We start from the raw sequence: 21,152 nt of genomic DNA, 5'->3' as shown, positions 1-21,152 counted from the left end.
CCTGGTGTGGTTCAGGGCGGGGTCAGCAGGGTTATCCCATCTTTGGATAAACCCCCGGGCCAATCGGCAGGCCGAGCGCGTACCAGGCCAGCAGCAGCAAAATCCACACGGCAAAGAACACCAGCGGATAGGGCAGGATCAGCACGTAATAGGTGCCGAGCTGGGCGTCTTTGCGGTAACGCTGCAGGAAACCGAGGAACAGCGGCAGGAAGGGGGACATCGGTGCCAGCGGCAGCACCGAGGAGTCGGCGATGCGGAAAATCATCTGGGCGAACGCCGGATGAAAGCCCAGCAGCATAAACATCGGTACAAAGATCGGGGCCAGAATCGACCAGATGGCAGAGCCACTGGCGATAAACATGCACAGGAAGGCCGAGAGGAACATCAGCCCGAGAAACGCCGGGGCACCGCTCATACCGGCGGCCTCCAGCATATCGGTCAGGCCGATGGCCATAAACTTGCCCATGTTGCTCCAGTTAAAGAACGCCACGAACTGCGACAGTGGGAACACCATCACGATAAAGCCGGCCATGCTTTTCATCGGCTCTATCAGGTGGTTGGGAATATCGTCCGGCCGTTTGATCTGTTTGGTGACCACGCCATAGGTAATGCCAACGGTGAAGAAGAACAGGATGATGATCGGCACAATGCCTTTAATAAACGGCGATGGGATCACCGAGCCGGTTTTCGGATCGCGCAGCGGGGCCGCTTCGGGTACCACCAGGGCGGCGATAATCGCGATAAACACCAGCGCGGCAATGCCGCTCATCATCAACCCACGGTTTTGTAGTGGGGTTAGCGTCTCAATTTTGTCCTCGGCGCTGCCCTGCCATTTGGGCAGGCGCGGTTCGATAAACTTATCGGTCAACAGCGCCCCGGCGAAGGTCAGCACCACGACCGAGGTGGCCATAAAGTACCAGTTGTCGATCACGCTGACGTGAACGGCGGCGTCCACCGCCTTGGTGGCCTCGGTACTGATGCCGGAGAGCAGTACGTCGGTGGTGACGATCAACAGGTTGGCGGTAAAGCCGGAGGCAACCCCGGCAATCGCGGCCAGCAGTCCGGCCACCGGGTGGCGGCCCACGGCCAGAAACATCAGCGCGCCGAGCGGCGGCATCACCACCAGTGCGGCGTCAGAAGAGATATGGCTGAAAAAGGCGATAAACAGCACCAGATAGCTGGCATAGCGGGCGCTAACGCGTGAGGCCATCTTGTACATCAATGCCTGTAGCAGCCCGACCTTTTCGGCCAGCCCGGCACCGATCACCAGCGCCAAAATTGCACCCAGCGGGGCAAAACTGCTGAAGTTATGAATGATATTCGGGAAGATCCACTGCATGCCCGCCACGCTCATCAGGTTATTTACCTTGATCAACTCGCCGGTGGCCGGGTTTTTTACCGCCATGTCGAGCCAGGAGAACAGCGCGGTAGCCAGCATTAAAACAACGATTAAATAGACGAACAGTAAAAATGGATTGGGGATTTTATTCCCGATGCGCTCTACCCAGTAAAAAACGCGACCGGGGCTTTTATTGGCTGAAGTTGTGACCTCACTCATTGTCTTACCCTCTGTGTTTGTCCTGTTGTGTTTATTTTTTATTATTTGATTTAATTATAATTATTATTACTGGCCCGCTATTGCGGGCCTTGGCTGCATGGTGGTTACTTTAACGGTGAAGGCTTGATGTCCTTGGGGATCGGGCAGCTATAAGGCTGTTCGGCGCGCTGGCCTTCGAACTCGCGGCGGCAGTCCGCCAGCAGAGCGCTGTCGCTCAGCAGTTCGACGGCGGTGGCCGCCATCACCTTGCCGGCCAGGCACATGCCTTTGTGGGCGATCGAAGTGCGACCCTGTGCTACCAGTTGCCAGGTGTGCAGCGGAGTGCCGAACGCAAAGCAGGGGCTGAAGCACTGGGCGGTCGGCGCGACCCAACTGACATCGCCGACGTCGGTAGAGCCGTACAGTAGATCTTCCGATGCCACATAAGGGGCTACCTGATCCATCAACACCTTGTCGCCCAGATTCTGAACCCACTCGCGGCCCGCCGCGCCGCCGGTACGGGCGATATTTAACCTGGCATTACGCAGGTCGTCTTTGTTGAGCGTTTGGCGGATTTCCGTGGCGAATTTGCGTTCCGCCTCACTGTATTCCGGCAGGCCGAAGTCGCAGACATAGCGATACATCACCTGCTCCATGCTGCGGTTTGGCACGTAGTTGGAGCAAGCCTTGTCGAAACGTACCGTCATCTGGGTATCGGTCATCAGCGCTGCGCCTTTGGCGATGTTGATCACCCGTTGGTAAATATCCTGCGCCTGATCGAGCTGTGGCGCGCGGATCAGGTACAGCACCTCGGCATCGGCTTGCACCACATTGGGTGAACTGCCACCGGTATTGGTGACGGCATAGTGCAGCCGCGCTTCCTGTACGATGTGCTCACGCAGGAAGTTGGCACCGGTGTTCATCAGCGTAACCGCATCCAGCGCGCTGCGGCCAAGATGCGGTGAGTTGGCGGCGTGAGCAGCGATGCCCTTGAACTGAAACGCCGCCTGAATGTTGGCCAAAGTGCTGGTATTGAACATGCTGCTGAAGCCTTCCGGATGCCAGGTGAGGGCGGCATCCACGTCATCGAACAGGCCTTCACGCACCATAAAGGTTTTGCCGGAGCCGCCTTCTTCACCCGGGCAGCCGTAGAAACGCACGGTGCCGGTCAGGTGCTGCTGTTGCATCCAGGCCTTCACCGCGAATGCCCCCGCCAGCGCAGCGGTGCCCAGCAGATTGTGGCCGCAGCCGTGGCCGTTGCCGTTTTCCACCAGCGGCTGTGGCGTGGCGCAGCCGGCCTGTTGGCTCAGTCCGGCGAGTGCGTCGTACTCGCCCAGCAGCGCGATCACCGGCTGGCCGCTGCCGTAGCTGGCGATAAACGCGGTTTCAATGCCGCCAACGCCGCGCTCAAGCCGAAAACCTTCCTGCTCCAGCGCGTCGGCCAGCAGATTGGCAGAATAGGTTTCGGTAAAGCGCGTCTCCGGGTGATCCCAGATGCTGTCGCTCAGTGCGCTGAACTGCGGCTGGTGTTGGTCAATGTACTGATTGATAAACGTAAGCAGTTGCGGGTTACTCATGCTTTGCTCCCAAAGGTCGGCAGGTTCAGTGCCAGCGACGCCAGCGTTTTCACCGCCACCGCCATCACCTGTTCGTTAAAATCGAACTTTTCGTTGTGGTGCCCGGCGCTCAGTTCGGTACCGAAAATCACGTAAGAGGCCTGCCCGCCGTGGGATTTCACCCGTTCCATCATATAAGTGGCGTCTTCGGAACCGGCGGCCTGCTCGCGGCGATCGACGACCGAAGTCAGTTCGGCTATCTCCTGCGCCTGGCGGTGAATGTAGTCCACCCAGGGCTGGGTCGGTTTACTGCTCTGCGCTGCACCCATCAGGGCGATGTCGTATTCCACGCCGTGCATTTTGGCCGCGCCTTCGATCACGTTCAGCGCCTGCTGGTAAACAAATTCGTTGATGGCGTTGGTGGCCCCGCGGGTTTCCACCTTCATAAACGCCCGATCGGCAATCACGTTGCGGCCGGTTCCGCCCTGCAGCACGCCGACGTTAATGCGTGAGCTGCCCTCGCTGTGGCGTGGGATGGCGTACAGCCCCACGGTGGCCTGCGCCGCCGCCAGCAGGGCATTACGGCCGTCCTCCGGTTTGGCACCGGCGTGAGAGGCAACGCCACGGTAGGTGACGTCCAGCTTGCTGGTGGCCATAAAGCTGTCGCTACCGCACACCAGTTCCCCGGCCGGTACGCCGGTGCCGATGTGTACGGCGGTGAAGAAATCCACGTCGTCCACCACGCCGGCTTCCACCATGGATTTTGCGCCACGGGTGCCTTCTTCTGCCGGCTGGAAAATCAGTTTGATCGTGCCGCTCAGCTGCGCCTCCAGGCTCTTGAACACCCGTGCCAGTCCCAGCCCAATGGTGGTGTGGCCGTCATGACCGCATGCATGCATCATGCCGCTGTTGCAGGAGGCGAAGCCTTCACGGAACGGCAGGTGATCCGGCTGCAGTTTTTCGTTGAGATCGAGCGCATCCATGTCAACGCGATAGGCGATCACCGGGCCGGGGCGGCCGGTGTCCAGCGTGGCGACAATACCGGCGAAGCCGCCGGAAAAGTGCGGTAACCACTTATCCAGTGCCCCCTGTTCGCGGGCGCGCTGCTCCTGTTGCTGCAGAGCTTCGGCGGAAGGCAACCCCATGCGGGCATCGGCATTAATGACTTCGCGGCCCAGTTGCAGGCGGTAGCCCAGCCGATCCAGTTCTTCCGCCACCAGCGTAGCGGTGCGGAACTCAAACCAGCCGGATTCGGCATAGCGGTGAAAGTCGCGGCGCCAGGCCTGCAGTTGCGGGGATAAATCTGACACCAACATCGAAAGCGGATTATTCATTGGGAGATCTCATTGGTTATCGCGCCCAGGCAAACGCCGGGCAGCAGTGGTGCGCTGAACTGAGGTCAGACGGTGGAACTGTTTAATGAAAAAGACGTATTTAGTGACTAACTGCCGTGAAATGCGCTTATTGGCGCAGAAAATGCGTTTAATTAAGCGAAATAAGAATTTGGTTATTTATTATGTTTTTTTCGAATGTACACAATGGAATCGGGCTAAATAAGATGCCAATATCTTGCTATTGATAAACAACGGTTATCACCATTCGCCTATGCCAGCCTCAATAAAATTGCACCAATTACGTGCGTTTGTAGAAGTCAGCCGCCAGGGTAGTATCCGTGCCGCCAGCCGGACTTCACAACTTTCCCAGCCGGCGCTGACCAAATCGATTCAGGAGCTGGAGACGGTGCTGGGGGCCAAGCTGTTTATCCGCCGTAGCCAGGGCGTGGTGCTGACCGACTGCGGCGATAACTTTTTCCAGCATGCCAGCCTGATCCTCGAAGAGCTGCGGGTGGCTCAGGAGGATATCCAGCAACGACTGGGGCTGGCGGGCGGCTCAGTGAATATCGGCGTCGGTGGCAGCATTGCGCGCACCGTGATGCCGCAGGTGATCAATCAGTTCCACCGCGAATACCCAAAGGTCAAAGTGCGGATTGTCGAAGGGCAACTGGTGTCGATGATCCCGGAACTTCGCCAGGGGGAACTGGATTTCACGGTCAATACCTATTACCCCAGCAGCCTGGACAATGAGTTGCAGTACGAACGGCTGATGGAGAAAGAATACAAGGTGGTGGTGCGCAAGGGGCATCCGATGGAGGGGGCGACGTCACTCAGGCAACTGCAGCACTGCGACTGGACGATGCCGACGCCAAAGGGCAGCTACTACCGGCTACTGCACGACTTGTTCGGGGATTTGGGAATGGCGCCGTCTATCAGCGTCACCTGCGAGACTTTTATGGCCTGCACCAGCCTGGTGGCGCAGAGCGACTTTGTCAGCATTCTGTCGGTGGACGTGATTTCCGACCCGATATTGGGTAAACATCTGGTGCCGCTGGCGCTGGAGGAGAGCCTGCCAAAAGCGACGTTTTATCTGATCCAGCGTAAAGACACCACGCTGACCCCGATGGGCGCACACCTGGCACGCCTGTTCCGCTTGTACTGCCGCTAAAGGGCATTCTCCTTTTGAACACCCTGCACGGATATCTCAGACCTTACCCATCAACGGATCGCTGACGCTGTGGTCGCCGTTCTCCAGCCGGCCTGCCAGTCGGCGTTGCCAGCCCTGTGGCCCCTGCAGTGAAAGATCGTACCAGCCACCGCTGGATTTGGTAGCAAAGGCCTGCTGATGGCGGCCACCCACTGGCAGTTCAATCTGCCAAGGGCCTTTTTGCGTATAAGGGCAGCGGGCGATGGTCACCGTTGTTGCCTGGCTACCTGAGTTGGTTAGCGTTAGCGATAAACGATCGCCCTGCGGGGTGAGTTGTACTTCCGGCTGCGGCTGCAGAACGCTGCCACCCAACTCACGATGGAAACCGTTGGGGCCTAGCAACCACAGGTGGTAGCGATCCGCAGTTAGCCAGTTATCACTGACTGCCTTACCGGCCTCGACGGTATAGCGCCGTGGGATCTGCTCCAGACTCAACAGGTCGTACACATGAAAGACCACGCCCTGTTCGCCAGTGTTGTACAGGTTGAGCGTCAGCATTTTTTGCCCGGGGTTGCTGTTGGCCTCAACGTGCAACTGGTAAGGCAGCGCACGCGATGGGCGTGCCAGTCGCGACTGATGCGGTAACTGTTGCCTGTCCACCGGCGGCAAGGGCACCTGCGGTAACTGTTCCTGTCGCTGGCGCAGGTTATCGGCGGCGTGACGGCTGGTGGTGGGCAGACGAGGCAAGGTTTCCTCATTTGGGTCGACAAAGTTGAAGGCCGAAGTGAGGTCACCACAGACTGCTCGTCGCCAGGCGCTGATGTTCGGTTCATGTACCTGGAAGCGTTTTTCCAAAAATTGCAGTACCGAGGTGTGGTCGAATACCTGTGAATTGACCCAGCCGCCACGGCTCCAGGGAGACAGCACCAACATCGGTACCCGCGGGCCGGGGCCATAGATACGGCCGTCCGGTGGCGGTTGCTCTTGTGAACCGGGTGGGGCGACATGCTGGAAGATTTCACTGTCGAACGGCACCGTCGATTTACCGGCGAAGCTGCCGTCTTCGCGCAGTGACGGGGCCGATGGCGAAGGCATATGATCGAAGAAGCCGTCGTTTTCGTCGTAATTGACCAGCAGCACGGTTTTGCTCCACACCTCCGGGTTATCCGTCAGCGCGTTGAGGATCTCCTGGGTAAACCAGCCGCCCTGCACCGGACTGGAAGGCCCGGGGTGTTCCGAGTAGGCCGCCGGGGCGATAATCCAGCTCACCTGCGGCAACTTGCCCTGCTGTACGTCGTTACGAAAGCCGGTCAGCATCGCATCCAGATCGTTGCCGTCGGCTGCCGGCAGCGTATTGCCATTGCCCTTGTACAGCGGGGCTTCAACGTTCAATTCATCGCGATAGGGAACAAAGGCGGTGAAGTCTTTTGGCGGCTGTGCCGGGTTGCCGACCTTAACGCTGGCGGCACGGTACTGGCGGAATCCCGCCAGTGGGTTGTCGGTGAAGTTATCAGGCAAAAACTGATAGACCTTCCAACTGACGCCGCCGGCCTCCAGCCGCTCCGGATAGGTCTGCCACTGGTAGCCGACTTCCGCCGGGCCGGGGCTGTCCCACTCGTTGACCACCACCGCGACCTCGGCCGCCGTCGGGCCATTGGTGCCGGTCCAGTGGAACAGACGGTTGGTGTTGGTCCCGGCGTGGATCGAGCAATGATAGGCGTCGCACAGGGTGAAGGTTTCGGCCAGCGCAAACTGGAACGGCAATTCGTGCCGACGGTAATAGCCCATCGAGGTGGGCGTTTTATAGGTCGGCCAGGCGCTCATGCGGCCGTTATCCCAGGCGGATTGTTCATCGACCCACGAATGCGGCGTGCCGCTGACCCGTTGGGCATTGCCGCGCTTGCTGTCGAGATGATAGGGCAGCACCAACCGACTTTCCCCCTGCTGCTGCCAGACGTGACGGCCGCCGGGCAAAGGAATGGTGATGCGATCGCTAAAGCCGCGTACGCCGGGCAAGGTGCCGAAGTAATGGTCGAAAGAGCGGTTTTCCTGCATCAGGATCACCACGTGTTCGACATCGTTAAGGGTGCCGGTGCGGTTATTGGCGGGGATGGCCAGCGCTTTGCGGATCGAGGCGGGTAACAGTGAAAAAGCCGATCCGATGGCGGCAGCCCGCAGTATTTCTCTGCGCGAAAAATCAGGCATGCGTCGTTAATCTCCCTGAGGGTTGTTTTGAAGATAGTTGTTAACGACGATAATGGCGAAAAATAACAAACAGATGAATCGGGGGAAATAATGCCCCCGGGCGGGGGCATGACAAGTGGAACGGTTATTGCCTGATCAAACGGCCCAGGGTGGGTGCCGTTTCAAAATCGCTGCGGAACGGGTTGATGTCCAGACCGCCGCGGCGGGTATAGCGGGCGAACACGCTGAGTTTCTCCGGCTGGCAGCTTTGTTTGATGTCGTTAAAAATACGCTCGACACACTGCTCGTGGAACTCATTATGCTGGCGGAAGGAGATCAGATAGCGCAGCAGGCGCTCGCGATCGATTTTACGGCCCTGATAGTGGATCACCACGCTGCCCCAGTCCGGCTGATTGGTCACCAGACAGTTGGATTTCAGCAGGTTGGACGACAGCGTCTCCGTCACTATTTCCGCCTGTTCGCTGGTGGCGCCAATCAGATATTCCGGTTTGAAATCAAAGTCATCCACGGCGATATCCAGGTCGTCGATATTGATGCCCGGCAGGGCGTCTATCTGCGCTGAATAACCGTCCAGCCCCGGATACAGCTTCACCCCAACCTGACCATTGGCGGCCTGCGACAGATCTTTTTGCATCGCGGCGCTGACCTGTTCCACGCTGTCGAAGCGCGTCTGGTTAAAGCTGTTGAGATACAGTTTGAATGATTTGGACTCGATCAGGTTGGTGGACGAATGGGGCAGGGTAAATTCACCAATCCCCACCACCGGTTTGCCTTTGGCGTTGAGCCAGGAAAGTTCGAAGGCGGTCCACAGGTCGAAGCCGCTGAATGGCAGTTTGCGTTCATCCACGCCGATCAGATCGCGACCGCGTGCGCGCGGCAGGGCTTCGAGCAATTCGGGAGCATACTGGTCCGGATAATCGGAGTTGGCGCCAAGATGGGTGATTTTATCTTGTTTTTTGATATGCATATTCATTGCTCCTTGCAAGATCGGTATTGATATAACGGTTAAACAGGCTACGGGCGGCGTATATCGGCCCGACGCCCACCAGGGCGTAGACCACCTTAATCAGGAACTGCGACAGGATCATGGTTTTGATGATGTCCCAGCTCAAAACGTTGTAGAACGCCAGGGTGCAGAACACCAGGCTGTCGATGGCCGAGGCCACAACGGTGCTGGTGATCACCCGTACAAACAGATAGCGAGAGTTGGTCAGCTCTTTGATTTTGCACAGCAGCCAGGAGTTGACGTTCTCGGAGATTAAATAGGCGGCAGATGAGGCCACCAGCACCGCCATGATGCTGTGGACGATACCGTCATAAGTCTGGCTGAACTCCCACTGCGGAATGCTCGGTACCAGCGTGGTTGCCCAAACGCCCAGCACAAAAATCAGGTTGGCCATAAACGAGATGATAATGGTGCGCCTGGCCAGCCGCAGCCCATAAAATTCGTTAAGAATATCCACCAGGATAAAGGTCAGGGGGTAAATAAATATCGCCGGGGGCGTGATGATATTCAATGCAGCAATTTCAATCGGTTTGACGCCGCACAGCGTTGAGAAGATATAAATCACGCTGAGCGCCACGGTAATAATCAGATAGGCATACCAGGATCTTTCATGGCGATCGCTGAGCTCATAGGCAGTTTGCTGCTGGTTGTTGCCGTAGATTTTGCGATACAGCGCCTGTAGTTCATGGCGGCTCAGATCTTCCGAGATGTCGCTGTCGGCCAGCTCATTAAGCCCCATGGTAATGGTTTTGCCGGTGGCTAATACCATGACATTGGCAGCCAGAGTGCCATGCCGGGTAAAGCCCAATAGCTTGAACTTTTGATTCGGTTCCATTTATAGCCTTTCTCCAATGATATAACCCAGGAATTGCACGGTATCCTGATGATTTTTCTCCATGCTGCTTTCTTCTTTGTCGTTAACCACAAAGAAGCCGTATTTTCCCGAGTGATACAATAAAGGCGAATCGCAAACTAATACCGGCGGGCGTTTTATAATAATGACCTCGCCTGGGATAAATGAACCTTTTATTTCGGTCTCTATGCGCATTGCTACCATATTTGACTCATCGCCGAAGAAATAAGTCAAAGGGAACTCTGTGACCAGTTGGCCGATCTTCTTGCCGGCAACCGCTAAATAACGCGACTGCGGAATAACAGGAATTGCGGAAGGATTTTTATTGCCTTCGGTGGACAGGGTTTCATTGAGCAGCTCCAGTTTTTCCAGATCATAGTCTTCGATCTCTTCGCAGGAAACGCCGAAGAAATCTGAAATCCGGTTAACCGTGGCTTGCTGCACGTTGTTGACCCGCCCATCGAGGATCTTGTAGATAGTGGTACGTGTCAGGCCAGTACGGTTAGAGAAGGATGCCTTGGTTTCGCCACGGGTGCGCATCAGATATTCAATATTCTTAATGATGTTGCTTTTGCGCTGGGCGTTAGTGGTCTTCATAAGCATTCCTTACAATATTCTGGCCGGCATTACTATATCGCACGCGCTGACATTGTCCAGAATTGCCATTGGAAGAGGGTGGGTAACCGGCTGATTAATCTTTGAAAACGTATGTTAAACGGCTACGTATCACCCCTAATGATACTTTCACCCTGTTGAGTGAAAAGTGGAATGAAAGTAATTAAATACAAATCAATCGCTTAGATGATGAATCCATAAAAGTGAACACAAAAGTGGGTTTTGTGTCTACTTTTGTGTTGACCATGGTGCTTTTTGTGAGCTACTGTTCATCCATACTGAAGTGTTTCTTGACGGTCAAAACAGTTAATAACCGATTGTCTGACAACTTCTATAATAAAAAACTCAGGGAGGGAGGCGTTTCCATTCTCTGGGTAATAAAGGATGTTTTAGCTACCGACACCAGGGAATTCCAATCAGGTTTCAGTTTTAAAACCGCAGTTTTTAGTCCACCAAATCCTCATTCTATAGTATTACCACTCACCCGTTGCAGGAGAGTGGTAATAGCATTTCGTCGCTGGCAACCGAGTCAGCTTTGCGCCGGGGCCGGTTTCTGCGAACGATTCAGCGCCAACTTGAATACCCAATACAACAGGCTGGCGGCCAGCAATGAGTTGATGGTCGGCACACCCCATTCGGTCACTAACCCGACGATGCTGCCGGCAATGCTGGCGACGATCGCTGCCCAGCCAATGGTCGGCGTCTGGTCGGGCAGTTTGCCTTCCCGGCGGCTGTCATCCAGAATTTTACGGTGAGTCCGCAGCAAGTAATAATCCACCAGCATCACGCCGATAATCGGCGGGAACACCACGCCCAGTACCGTCAGGAAGTCGACGAACCGATCCAGGATCCCCAGCACCGAAAGCGTTGTACCCAACACGCCAATCACCAGCGTGGTGGCGGTGTATTTCAGCCTTTTACCGGTCATGCCTTCAACCGCGTTGACGATGCCCAGTGAAGATGAGTACAGGTTGAGGTCATTGACCCTTAAGGTGGAGAACACTACCACCAGCAGGCCAGCTCCCCCGGCGACCTGTGACATGATGGTCACGACATCCGCCGTGCCGAGCGTTTTGGCGATCAGCAGCGCCAGACCGTTAACCACGAACTCCCCGGCGACAATGGTGAGCAGGGTCACGCCAAACACGTGCTTGCCGTTTTTGGAATAACGCGTCAGATCGGGGGTCATCAGGCTGGCAACGATGGCGCCACCGACCACGATGGTGATGCCGGCACTGATCGACAGTGGCTCACCTGGCGGCATTAATTGAATAATTTCCGGCAGATTATGGCCGGTGAGGGTGATGTAAGAGATATAGGCTACCAGCATAATAAACATCGGTACCGCAATTCGGGCGGCGATACGCAATGCCTTGAAGCCAAAGGCCACCAGTATGGTCAGCAGGGTACCGGACAGGCCGGCCGCCAGACCAAAGCCCAGCTTATTGCCCAGCGCGAAATCCAGCGACTTGGCGAAAATGGCGTTCTGTATGCCAAACCAGCCCAGCAGGCTGACGGCCACCACCACGCCGATCAGTACCGAACCCAGTCGACCAAAGCCGCACCAGCGGGCCAGCAGGCTGCCGGAGATCCCTTCGCGCATCCCCGCCAGCCCGAGGCCGTAGGTGACAACGCCAAAGATCAGGCTGCCGACGAAAATGGCGGTAAAGGCATCGAACAGCGTCATCGAGTGGCCCAATACGGCGCCCAGCATAAACTGATCCAGCGCGGTCAGCATGCCCATATGCACAATGGCCACGCTTAAAAACGAGACTCTTTTATCCTGAGGTACCCGGGTTAACGGATAGTCTTCAATTTTGATCACGGTGAGGTATTCCTTGCTATTAAATAAACTGAATGCCTTTAGCTATCAGGCGATCGGGAATGTAATTGTCCAGATGCGCATATTTGCAAAATTCTTCAAACTGCTGCTGTGTATGGACGTCAGATTTTTGATAGATGTTATATATTCTGTTTTCTATGGTTTTATTGCTGATATTGTATATTTTGGCGATCTCTTTCACCGACAGCCGTTGCAACATTAAAAATATCACGTCAAGTTCGGCTCGGGTGAAAATGGTGCTATTGGTTTCTGTGGTCAGAACGCTGGGTTTTTGTTGATTGATAAATTTCAACGGAGATAAGGTGTTGAGCGGTTTGGCGTTCCACATCACCCCAACCACTTCTTTTTTATCGTTGTAGATCGGCAGTTTTTCGCTGATAAACGGGGTCAGACTGTCTTTCCCGTACCAATAATGCGTTTCTATCACCGCAACCCGCTCCCGCGAGACCTCTGTCATTTTGTCGTGTTCGACAAAATCGGCCGCGCATTCGGCCCAGTCGGCGGGAAACTCGTCGTCCAGCTTACCGGCTACATCAAAATCAAGCGGCGTATTGGTATAGAGGTAGGCGGCATGGTTCATATAAATATGACGGGATGCCAGATCCTTAATGCCCCATGGCTCACTTAAGTGCTCCATCATGGCAATCAGACCTTTCAAATAAAATTCATTATTTTTATCGGACGAATCCATTCTGACCTCTCCGATGACAACCGGATTAAATCTCTTTTGCCAGGTAGTGGCGCGTATGCTTCTTGGCATAGCCACCCAGGTTGCCGTACAGCTGATAGCCCAATTTTTCGTAAAAGCCGCGGGCCTGGAAGTCGAAGGTATCGACATAGGCCATGTGGCAGCCGCGCTTCCTGGCCTCTTCTTCTGCCTGGAGCATCAGTTGACGGCCATAGCCGCTTTTACGATGCTGGTCGCTGACCCAAAGATATTGCACTTCAAGCCCGCCCCACCAGGTTCTGGCCACCAGCCCGGCAACGATTTTACCTTGCTCATCGGTCACGGTCAGGAACAAGGGGTGGATATCAACGTGTTCGGTTTTTTCATTATGAGCCCAAAGGCTGTCGATAACGAACTCTTCATCTTGCGGATTTGGCTGGTCGGTAATATTGATTTTCATGGATATGATATGATTCCCTGTGATAATAATGTCTTATGGCAACTAATTTGGGGCTTGCCAACGGCTTTAACTATCACTTTTCGTAATGTATTTCAAGGGTGTTTTTCACCCGTTCCCGTCAGGGGGCCAAACGTTTATATTAACTGTGACGAGGCTAGAAAATAGCGTAATACGTGGTAATAAATAGCCGTTAGCCTTGCTCAGTCAATCTATTCCTATTGTGCCTCACCAGGGCCTCATCCAGGAAATACATTAGCCTTTCAGGCTCCACCGGTAGAGCAAGTCAACTTGCCAAAGGGGAGCCGCTATCTTCAGCCTTCCGATGAATCTGCGTTGAAATTTGCTGCTGTGCGTCGTCGACCGTCGGTCGAGAAAGTGCAGGGTCTGGCGGCGGCTTGTCAGAGGGGGAAGCACAGGAGGTTGCGGCTATTGTATTGTTTTAATACGGGGATAACACCGACGGCTCAATTCAGCTCGCCGTTTTTCAAAATAACCTGTATGGCTTTATCAATCAGGGCTGAACGATGTGTGATTCAATCCTTTGCTTTTCCTCCACGCCTTCCAGTTTAAAATCTATATCAATATCCATGGAACACCACCTTATATTGATAATATAAGGGAATGACGCTTATTAGTAATAGAAGCCACTTTGGGTTAATGCAAAAAAATATCAGTTTAACACCGTTAATTAGGAATAATCTTAATTCTGGATTTGCCAGTCCCCGCCTATTTGCGACAAGGGCCGAGCGCCAGAAGGCGTTAGCCCCGCTGGCGCTTGGCCTGAGGGCGCCTGGCGCAGTGGCTGTCTTTTATTCTCTGACATTGGGGAATAATTGTTTCTAACATCCATCTTGCACTGATTAGGTTAATGCGATAGAAAACCTAGACAGATGTATTATCCCCCTTTTTAAGCGCGTTCATTAACTGGCTGCCTAAAGGCGCATTATATGAAGATTATTAAGCCGCTGCGTCTGAGCGTATTAAATCGACCTTTCCGCCAGCAGGGTAAAAATTATCTCGGCGTTTCTGTGATGGCACTGCTGGATATGGGCACGACGCCCCAGTTGCGTCCGGAAGTGGAATTATGGCAACTGGCGGCGGAAGAACTGCAAACCAGTGGCGGCGTTATTGATGTGGCGATTCCGAAAGCCCGGGCTGAATTTTTGGCGACGGGTAATGCTTATACCCGTCATCAGAAGGAAAAAAACAGCTGCGCAGTGCGCATTGACGTGGGCAGCCTCAGCAAGACCCTGGTGGCTTTTGGCGATCGTTTCTGGTCTGGTTCGCAGCCGACCCCGCCACGCAATTTTGAGTCGATGCGCCTTGACTGGAGCCGTGCTTTTGGCGGCGCAGGATACGAAGAGAACCCTCATGGTATTGGCGCCGTGGAAGAGCAGCACAACGGCGCGGCTTTTCGTCGCCTGCCGAATATCGAACCGCTACATCAACGTATGACCTCACCGCGGCAGCAGCCCGAGCCGGTAAGTTTTGGGCCGCTGGACATGACCTGGCCGCGTCGTTTTAAGCGCATGGGCAAAGCCTATGATGCCAACTGGCTGAAGAATGACTTTCCAGGCCTGGCCCGCGACGCCGACTGGCGTGTATTCAATGCCGCCAGCCCGGATCAATGGTGGCCGGAACAAGATGAGCTGCCGCCTGAAGCCGAGTGGCGCATTTGGAATATGCATCCGGAAAAACCGCTACAGTCGGGCAAACTGCCGCCATGGCGGGCGCGCTGTTTTATCAATCGTCAGCGTGGGGATGAAACGCTGTTTGAAGAGATTAGGTTGCGTACCACCACGGTCTGGTTCTTCCCGCATCGGCAACAGATGATGCTGATCTGGCAGGGCAGTTGCCGCATTAACGAGGATGATGCGGCGGATGTGCTGCAACTGATGCCGGCGCTGGAGAAAAACGGCGCCGCTCGTTCGGCCAATCACTATCGCAAGGTGTTGGCCCAGCGGCTGGATAAAGGGAAGGGTGCGCTGTTTGCCTTCCGTGAAAAAGATTTGTTGCCGGAAGAGCTTATCGGTCCCTGGATTGACAGCGAAATGCAGCAAACAGAAAGCCCGATGCAAAATAATATGCAAAACCGGGTAAGTAAAATACGCGAACTGCACCGCGCCAGGCTTGAGGCTGAAGGGCGGGATGTTAACGAGCTACTGGCGGATATGTCGCAGCCAGAGATGCCGAGGCTGGATGAACTGCCGGAGTTTGTCGAACGACTGGAGCGCCAGGCTGAGGAGATGAAAGCGCAGGCCGAGGTGCGCCAGGCTGAAGTGGAAGCCCGCCAGGGTGCCAAACAGGACTCACGGCCGCGTGGCCCGGAATCAATGCACCGTATGCAGGAGATGCTGCATCAACATGCGGACAGCATGACGGCGAAGAAATTGGCGCAGAGCCGCGAATCGCTGCACCAGATGTATCTGATGGCGGTCCAGCATCAACCGCCGGCGCAACGCATGACGGGGGATATCGCCCGGATTATTCGCCAGCGCGCTTCGAACACCATGGCGTGCGGAGGAGACTTTAGCGAGTTGGATTTCACCGGCGCGGACCTCTCCGGTATGGATTTTCGCGGCGCTAATTTCCGTAAGGCGTTGCTGGAAAGCGCCGATCTCAGCGGTTGTCAGTTGGACGGCGCTGATTTTAGCGAGGCGATGCTGGCGCGAACCGATTTGCGCAACAGTTCGCTGCGTGAATGCAATCTGACCAAAGCCAGCCTGGCGTTGGCCCAGTGCCGACAGACCGATTTTAGCGGCGCCAACCTGACGGAAACCCAACTGGAAGACGCGCTGTTTGAAGACTGTGACTTCAGCCGTGCCACGCTAAAAACGCTGTTGCTGCGCCAGGTCGGTATTAGCCATTGCCGTTTCCACCGTGCCGAGCTGGAGGAGTGTATCGTTATGAATTTAACGCTGCCGCAGCTCGATTTCAGCGAGGCCAGGCTGCGTAAGACCGTCTTCCAACAGTGCGAGTTGCAGGCTGCGGTCTTCAACGGTGCGTGGCTTGAGAGCTGTAACTGGGTGGAGAGCAAACTGCCGCACGCCCAGTTTAAAGCGGCCAGCCTGCTGACCTGCGCGGCCGTAATGGAGAGTGACTTAAGCGGCGCGGACTTTAGCGAAGCAACGCTGAAAGAAAGTAATCTGCGCCAGGCTTTGCTTACTCAGGCGAACTTTACGTTGGCGAAGGTGGAGAACAGCGATCTCAGCGAGGCGGACTGTCAGAGGGCGAATTTCACCCGCGCCAACCTGGTCGGGAGCCTGTTGATCCGCACTGATTTCCGCCAGGTCAATTTCACTGGGGCCAACCTGATGGGCGCACTGATGCAGAAAACCCAACTGGGTGGCGCGGACTTTACCGCTGCCAATCTGTTCCGTGCCGATCTGTCACAATCCTTTATTAATATGGAGACGCGGCTGGACAACGCCTATACCAGCCGGGTGAAAACGTTGCCGAAGCGGGATGAGGAACTGTCATGACGACGCTGAGCGCGGCAGAGCTACAGCAGAAAATAAAAAATGGCGAGATGATTAACGCCTGCAACCTAGATGATCTTGAGCTACAAGGATGCGACCTGTCCGGCGGCATTTTTCAGGATGTCTCACTGTTGGGGGCGAACCTGCAGGCGGCCAATTTACATGAAACGGTATTTAATGAGTGTCTGTTGAATGGGGTGACGCTGAGCGGCGCCCGCATGCAGCAGAGCGTGTTTAACGACTGTGAAATGACGGCAATCAGCGCCTGCGACACGCTAATGGCGCAGTGCATCTTTAATCATTGCGAGCTTGGCAACGGCGATTTCTCCCGCAGCAGGTTCGACGCTTGCCAATTCATGCGCAGCCCGCTATCCGGCAGCACCTTCAACCAGTCCACGCTGGAACGTACTACCTTCTTTGAAAGCTCGCTGGATGAGGCGCAACTGGAGCAGTGCCAGTGCCTGCTGACGACCTTTTTCAATATCGACCTGCGCACTACCCGTTTGGGCCACAGTCAATTCGACCGTACGGTCTTTTTCAACTGCGATCAGCGTGGAAAAAACTATGCCCAGCAGCGCTTTAGCGGCTGTCAGTTTACCGATAATCAGCTCGACGCGGTCGATTTTAACGGGGCGCAGCTGACGCAGTGCAATTTCAAAGGCGCTTCTCTGAGAAAAGCTCAACTCCGTAAGGTGAACGCCAGCCAGGCGCTGTTTATGAGTGCGGACCTTACCGGAGCCAACTGTCAGGGCAGTTTGTTTGATCAGGCGTTGTTTATCGGTGCCAGGTTACAACAGGCCGATTTTAGCCACAGCCGCCTGTTCCAGAGCATTTTGCAGCAGGTGGAGGCCGAAGGCAGCAACTTTGCCCTGTGCGACCTGACCTACAGCGATTTCACCCATGCTGATTTGCGCCGGGCCGATTTCCGCAGTGCCACATTTTCCCGCACCCGGTTCCATCGGGCGCAGCAGGAGGGAGCCCATTTTTCCGATCGCCGGGGCATCCTTGAGTATGACGAAGAGTTACTGGCTGCGGAGGCCTGGAGCCTTCAGCATCAGAGCCGCCGTTAAGGAGAGAAGATGAACAATATCAATCACAAACTGGTACAAGCGGCAGCACCGCCGCTGCAGAGTGCGGGGATGGTGACCCACTGCTTTTCCAACGGCAGCCTGAGCGTGGAGAGTGAAGGGCGCGGCTGGCACTGCCGGCGTGCTACCAGCTGCGTTATTGCTCCTCAGACCGGGGATCTGGTGCTTATCACCAGCGTGGATAATCAGGTGTGGCTGCTGGCGGTGCTGGAACGCGCCAACCCGGAAATGGCCGAACTGAGCGTACCGGGCGATCTGCATATCCGCAGCAGCGGCGAAATCAGCCTCAGCAGCGAAGCGTTGCGCGTCAGCGCCAGCCAGGGCGACTGCCATATCAGCGAAATGCAGTACAGCGGCGATAAGCTTTCCGCCTGGGTAAGCCTTTCGCGCATGGTGGGCAAGCACAGTGAGTCAATCTGGCAAACCATCACCCAGGTGAGCCATAACCTGTTGCGCACTACGCGCCAGACGGAGCAGGTACGTGCCGGCCAACTGGATATGCAGGCTGAAGATTATGCGCGTCTGCATGCGCAAAATACCGTTATTACTTCAAAGGCAATCACCAAAGTGGATGCCGAACAGATCCATATGGGCTGAGGAGGCCGCGATGTTTGCCAACTGTCAACTGATGGGCACCGATTTGGCCTTTCCCGATGTCTGCATGACGCCGATGCCGACCCCAACGCCGATACCTTATCCGGATATCGCGCTTGGGCCAACGGCCGTCCCCAACGCGCTGAATATTCTGTTTATGGGCATGCCTGCCCACAACATGGCCACGGTGACGCCGCTGACCAACGGGGATAATCCCGGTGTTGCCACCGGCGTGGCGTCAGGCACCGTGATGGGGCCGTCGCGGCATCTCACCGGTTCCTTCACCGTGCTGCTCAAAGGCACTCCGGCGACGCGCCTGACCAGCGTCAGCCTGCAGAATTCAACCAATGCCGTGGGGATACGTGCGGTACCCAGCCAGTTCAAAGTACTGATGCTGGCACCATGAGTGGCAGAGCGGCATAACGCAGTCTTAGTTACAGGGGTAAGAAGCTATGTTTGACCGTATCACGGCAACAACGCCTGCGGGTGAGGGAACGCTGAAGTTCTGGAAACTTAGCGGAGAGGAAGTGGTTTCACGCTCATTTGAATTGAGCGTGACGATGCTCAGCACCAACGCCCGCCTGGACCGCAGGGCCATGCTTGGCCAGCCGATTACCCTGACTATCCCTACTCAGGGGCTGCTCGCTGCGCCACGCTATCTCAACGGAAAAATCACCAGGGTCAACGTTCATAGTGCGGATATTAATGGTGAGCGCTACGTGGTTTACACGCTGACCATGGAGTCGGACCTGTGGCCGCTGAAGCGGGACCGCAACCAACGGATATTCCAGAACCAGCGGGTGCCGGACATCATCAAAACGGTGCTCGACGAATATGGCGTGCAGATGGAGAACCAGCTCACCGGTAACTACCGCAATTGGGAATATTGCGTGCAGTACCAGGAAAGTAGCTACGACTTTATTTCGCGCCTGATGGAGCTGGAGGGCATTTATTTCTTTTTCCGCCACGAGTCGGGTAAACACACCATGGTGCTGTACGACGCCTCTCAGCAGCACCAGCCGTTTAGCGGTTATGAGGCCATTCCTTACCACGCTACGCCTTCCGGTGGCAGCACCAGCGAAGAGGGGATCGGCCAGTGGGCGATATCCGAGCGGGTGACGCCGGGGATCTACAGCATCGACGACTACGATTTCCGCAAGCCCAACGCATGGCTGTTCCAGGCGCGACAGAACCCAACCTCACCCTCACCGGGCCAGATTGACTACTACGACTGGCCGGGGCACTTCGTGGAACACAGCCACGGCGAAACCTACGCCCGGGTGCGCCAGGAGGAGTGGCAGGCGGAGCATCAGCGCATCGACGCAACGGCTACCGCGCTGGGCATCGTACCGGGGTGTACCTTTGCCCTGCTCAACCCGCCGTTTGCCAGTGACGGCGGAGAGTATCTGGTGCTGAGTGCGCGTTACGATTTTGAAGAGAACAGCTACGCCAGCGGGGGAGAAGGGGCGGTGCATCGCACCGATTTTGTGGTGATCCCGGCGAGCACGTCGTTCCGCTCAGCGCAGCGTACCCCGTGGCCGCGGACCCATGGCCCGCAAACGGCCCGGGTGGTGGGGCCGCAGGGGGAGTCTATCTGGACCGATAAATACGGTCGGGTGAAGGTGAAATTCCACTGGGATCGTCTGGCGAAAGGGGATGAAAGCAGTTCCTGCTGGGTGCGAGTGTCCAGCGCCTGGGCAGGCCAGGGCTTCGGCGGCGTACAGATCCCGCGAGTGGGGGATGAAGTGGTGATTGATTTTATCAATGGCGATCCGGACCGCCCGATGGTTACCGGCCGGGTGTATAACGAAGCCTGTATGCCGCCGTGGACGCTGCCCGCCGGTGCGACCATGATGGGCTTTATGACGCGATCCAAAGACGGCCACAGTGATAATTCCAGCCACCTGTTCTTCGAAGATAAGGCGGGCTCGGAAATGGTGCAGCTGCATGCCGAAAAAGACATGAATATTTCGGTGGAGAACGATAAAACGGTGACCGTGGACGGCAATCGCACCACCACCATCCAAAAAGATCAGAAGGATGAGGTGTTCGGCAACGCTATCTTCCAATTCCACGGTATGCGCACCACGACGGTCGACAAACCGGAAACCAAAACCTTTAAGGACGGGGAAAAGGTCACTATCACCAATGGCCGGACATCGGATATTACCAGCGGCGGAGAAGCGCTAACCATTAAGGGAAAGCGGAGCATCGATACGGACGGCACAGAAAATCAACATGTTACCGGCAAGGTAACCCGCACCTATGACGCAGGCATGGACTCCTTCCTCACCGGGGATCGCTATGACAAGGTCACGGGGAAACGCCATAATATCGTCACCCAGGACGTTACTGACGAAATCTTGGGGGGACGGGTACAAACCATCACCAAGGATGCCAAGACGGACATCCTGGGCAGTTGGAAGCAGACGGTGCAAGGCGGGGTATCCATCACCTCACCGAAAATGATCACCATCGACAGTGCGGAAAAAGTGAGCATCAAGACGCCGCATGCTTTTGAATACAAAGATCATAAAGAGTCCGCTTCCATGTTTTCCTTTGATTTCACGGCGGCGAAAATTGTTACGGAAGGCTATTCTATGAGCGTGACTGCGAGCGGCAAGCTCGGGTTGACTAATATGAAATTTGATAAGACAGCCTTTGATCTTACCACCACCGAGGGGCGTGTGGCTTTTATCGATGCGATGGCTCATGTCGGGAAGATAATGTCATCATTTAACGGTCTGACCATGTTCGGCTAAGGGACG

The 21,152-nt window shown here is 55.6% G+C and carries 16 protein-coding genes; 6 read left to right on the top strand and 10 right to left on the bottom strand.

The features are described 5' to 3' along the window. Window positions 1-31: 31 nt before the first annotated feature. The 3 genes from abgT to SERS4_RS0121540 form a co-directional block, all read right to left on the bottom strand. Window positions 32-1,558 carry a p-aminobenzoyl-glutamate transporter gene (gene abgT, locus SERS4_RS0121550; protein WP_017893995.1) on the bottom strand — a complete coding sequence of 509 codons (1,527 nt, stop codon included), beginning with the start codon at window positions 1,556-1,558 and terminating at the stop codon, window positions 32-34. A 104-nt stretch (window positions 1,559-1,662) separates the two neighbouring features. Beyond that, complete coding sequence (locus SERS4_RS0121545; protein WP_017893994.1) at window positions 1,663-3,114, bottom strand: M20 family metallopeptidase; 1,452 nt, start codon at window positions 3,112-3,114, stop codon at window positions 1,663-1,665. After that, complete coding sequence (locus SERS4_RS0121540; RefSeq protein WP_017893993.1) at window positions 3,111-4,427, bottom strand: M20 family metallo-hydrolase; 1,317 nt, start codon at window positions 4,425-4,427, stop codon at window positions 3,111-3,113. The genes SERS4_RS0121545 and SERS4_RS0121540 overlap by 4 nt, the downstream gene beginning before the upstream one ends. 271 nt (window positions 4,428-4,698) lie before the next feature. Here SERS4_RS0121540 and SERS4_RS0121535 point away from each other — a divergent pair, with 271 nt between their 5' ends. Continuing rightward, window positions 4,699-5,595 (top strand): LysR family transcriptional regulator, encoded by an 897-nt coding sequence (locus SERS4_RS0121535; protein ID WP_012146898.1) that lies wholly within the window; start codon window positions 4,699-4,701, stop codon window positions 5,593-5,595. Window positions 5,596-5,631: 36 nt separating this feature from the next. Here the strand turns inward: SERS4_RS0121535 and SERS4_RS0121530 are convergent, their stop codons facing one another. The 7 genes from SERS4_RS0121530 to SERS4_RS0121500 all read right to left on the bottom strand — a co-directional run bounded on the left by SERS4_RS0121530 (window position 5,632) and on the right by SERS4_RS0121500 (window position 13,223). After that, the gene (locus SERS4_RS0121530; protein ID WP_017893991.1) at window positions 5,632-7,779 is read right to left on the bottom strand and encodes a phosphocholine-specific phospholipase C; all 2,148 of its coding nucleotides are present in this window, start codon (window positions 7,777-7,779) and stop codon (window positions 5,632-5,634) included. Window positions 7,780-7,903: 124 nt separating this feature from the next. Then, on the bottom strand, window positions 7,904-8,746 hold the full coding sequence (gene queF / locus SERS4_RS0121525) for an NADPH-dependent 7-cyano-7-deazaguanine reductase QueF (RefSeq protein WP_012146896.1): 843 nt from the start codon (window positions 8,744-8,746) through the stop codon (window positions 7,904-7,906). Beyond that, window positions 8,724-9,620: a queuosine precursor transporter gene (locus SERS4_RS0121520; RefSeq protein ID WP_012146895.1), complete on the bottom strand. Its 897-nt coding sequence runs from the start codon at window positions 9,618-9,620 to the stop codon at window positions 8,724-8,726. Before SERS4_RS0121520 ends, queF begins: the two co-directional genes overlap by 23 nt. Then, the gene (locus tag SERS4_RS0121515; RefSeq protein ID WP_017893990.1) at window positions 9,621-10,235 is read right to left on the bottom strand and encodes a helix-turn-helix transcriptional regulator; all 615 of its coding nucleotides are present in this window, start codon (window positions 10,233-10,235) and stop codon (window positions 9,621-9,623) included. A 547-nt stretch (window positions 10,236-10,782) separates the two neighbouring features. Then, window positions 10,783-12,078: a cytosine permease gene (locus SERS4_RS0121510; RefSeq protein ID WP_012146893.1), complete on the bottom strand. Its 1,296-nt coding sequence runs from the start codon at window positions 12,076-12,078 to the stop codon at window positions 10,783-10,785. Between the two features lie 19 nt (window positions 12,079-12,097). Beyond that, a complete protein-coding gene (locus SERS4_RS0121505) occupies window positions 12,098-12,787 on the bottom strand; it encodes a PAS and helix-turn-helix domain-containing protein (protein ID WP_012146892.1) in 690 nt (229 codons plus the stop codon). Window positions 12,788-12,812: 25 nt separating this feature from the next. Further along, window positions 12,813-13,223, bottom strand: coding sequence for a GNAT family N-acetyltransferase (locus tag SERS4_RS0121500; RefSeq protein ID WP_012146891.1), 411 nt, complete (start codon window positions 13,221-13,223; stop codon window positions 12,813-12,815). Between the two features lie 947 nt (window positions 13,224-14,170). Here SERS4_RS0121500 and SERS4_RS0121495 point away from each other — a divergent pair. Genes SERS4_RS0121495 through SERS4_RS0121475 form a run of 5 tightly spaced genes read left to right on the top strand, consistent with a single transcriptional unit; the run spans window position 14,171 to window position 21,146 of the window. Next, a complete protein-coding gene (locus tag SERS4_RS0121495; RefSeq protein WP_017893989.1) occupies window positions 14,171-16,705 on the top strand; it encodes a DUF2169 domain-containing protein in 2,535 nt (844 codons plus the stop codon). Then, window positions 16,702-17,772 (top strand): pentapeptide repeat-containing protein, encoded by a 1,071-nt coding sequence (locus SERS4_RS0121490; protein ID WP_017893988.1) that lies wholly within the window; start codon window positions 16,702-16,704, stop codon window positions 17,770-17,772. Before SERS4_RS0121495 ends, SERS4_RS0121490 begins: the two co-directional genes overlap by 4 nt. Before the next feature lie 9 nt (window positions 17,773-17,781). Next, window positions 17,782-18,387, top strand: coding sequence for a DUF3540 domain-containing protein (locus SERS4_RS0121485; RefSeq protein WP_017893987.1), 606 nt, complete (start codon window positions 17,782-17,784; stop codon window positions 18,385-18,387). A 10-nt stretch (window positions 18,388-18,397) separates the two neighbouring features. Next, window positions 18,398-18,790, top strand: a complete 393-nt coding sequence (locus SERS4_RS0121480) for a DUF4150 domain-containing protein (RefSeq protein WP_012146887.1) — start codon at window positions 18,398-18,400, stop codon at window positions 18,788-18,790. A 46-nt stretch (window positions 18,791-18,836) separates the two neighbouring features. Continuing rightward, window positions 18,837-21,146 (top strand): type VI secretion system Vgr family protein, encoded by a 2,310-nt coding sequence (locus SERS4_RS0121475; protein ID WP_017893986.1) that lies wholly within the window; start codon window positions 18,837-18,839, stop codon window positions 21,144-21,146. Window positions 21,147-21,152: the final 6 nt, after the last annotated feature.

This window comes from Serratia sp. S4, assembly GCF_000347995.1.
GTDB lineage: Bacteria > Pseudomonadota > Gammaproteobacteria > Enterobacterales > Enterobacteriaceae > Serratia > Serratia quinivorans.
This window is presented reverse-complemented; position numbering and strand designations above follow the sequence as displayed.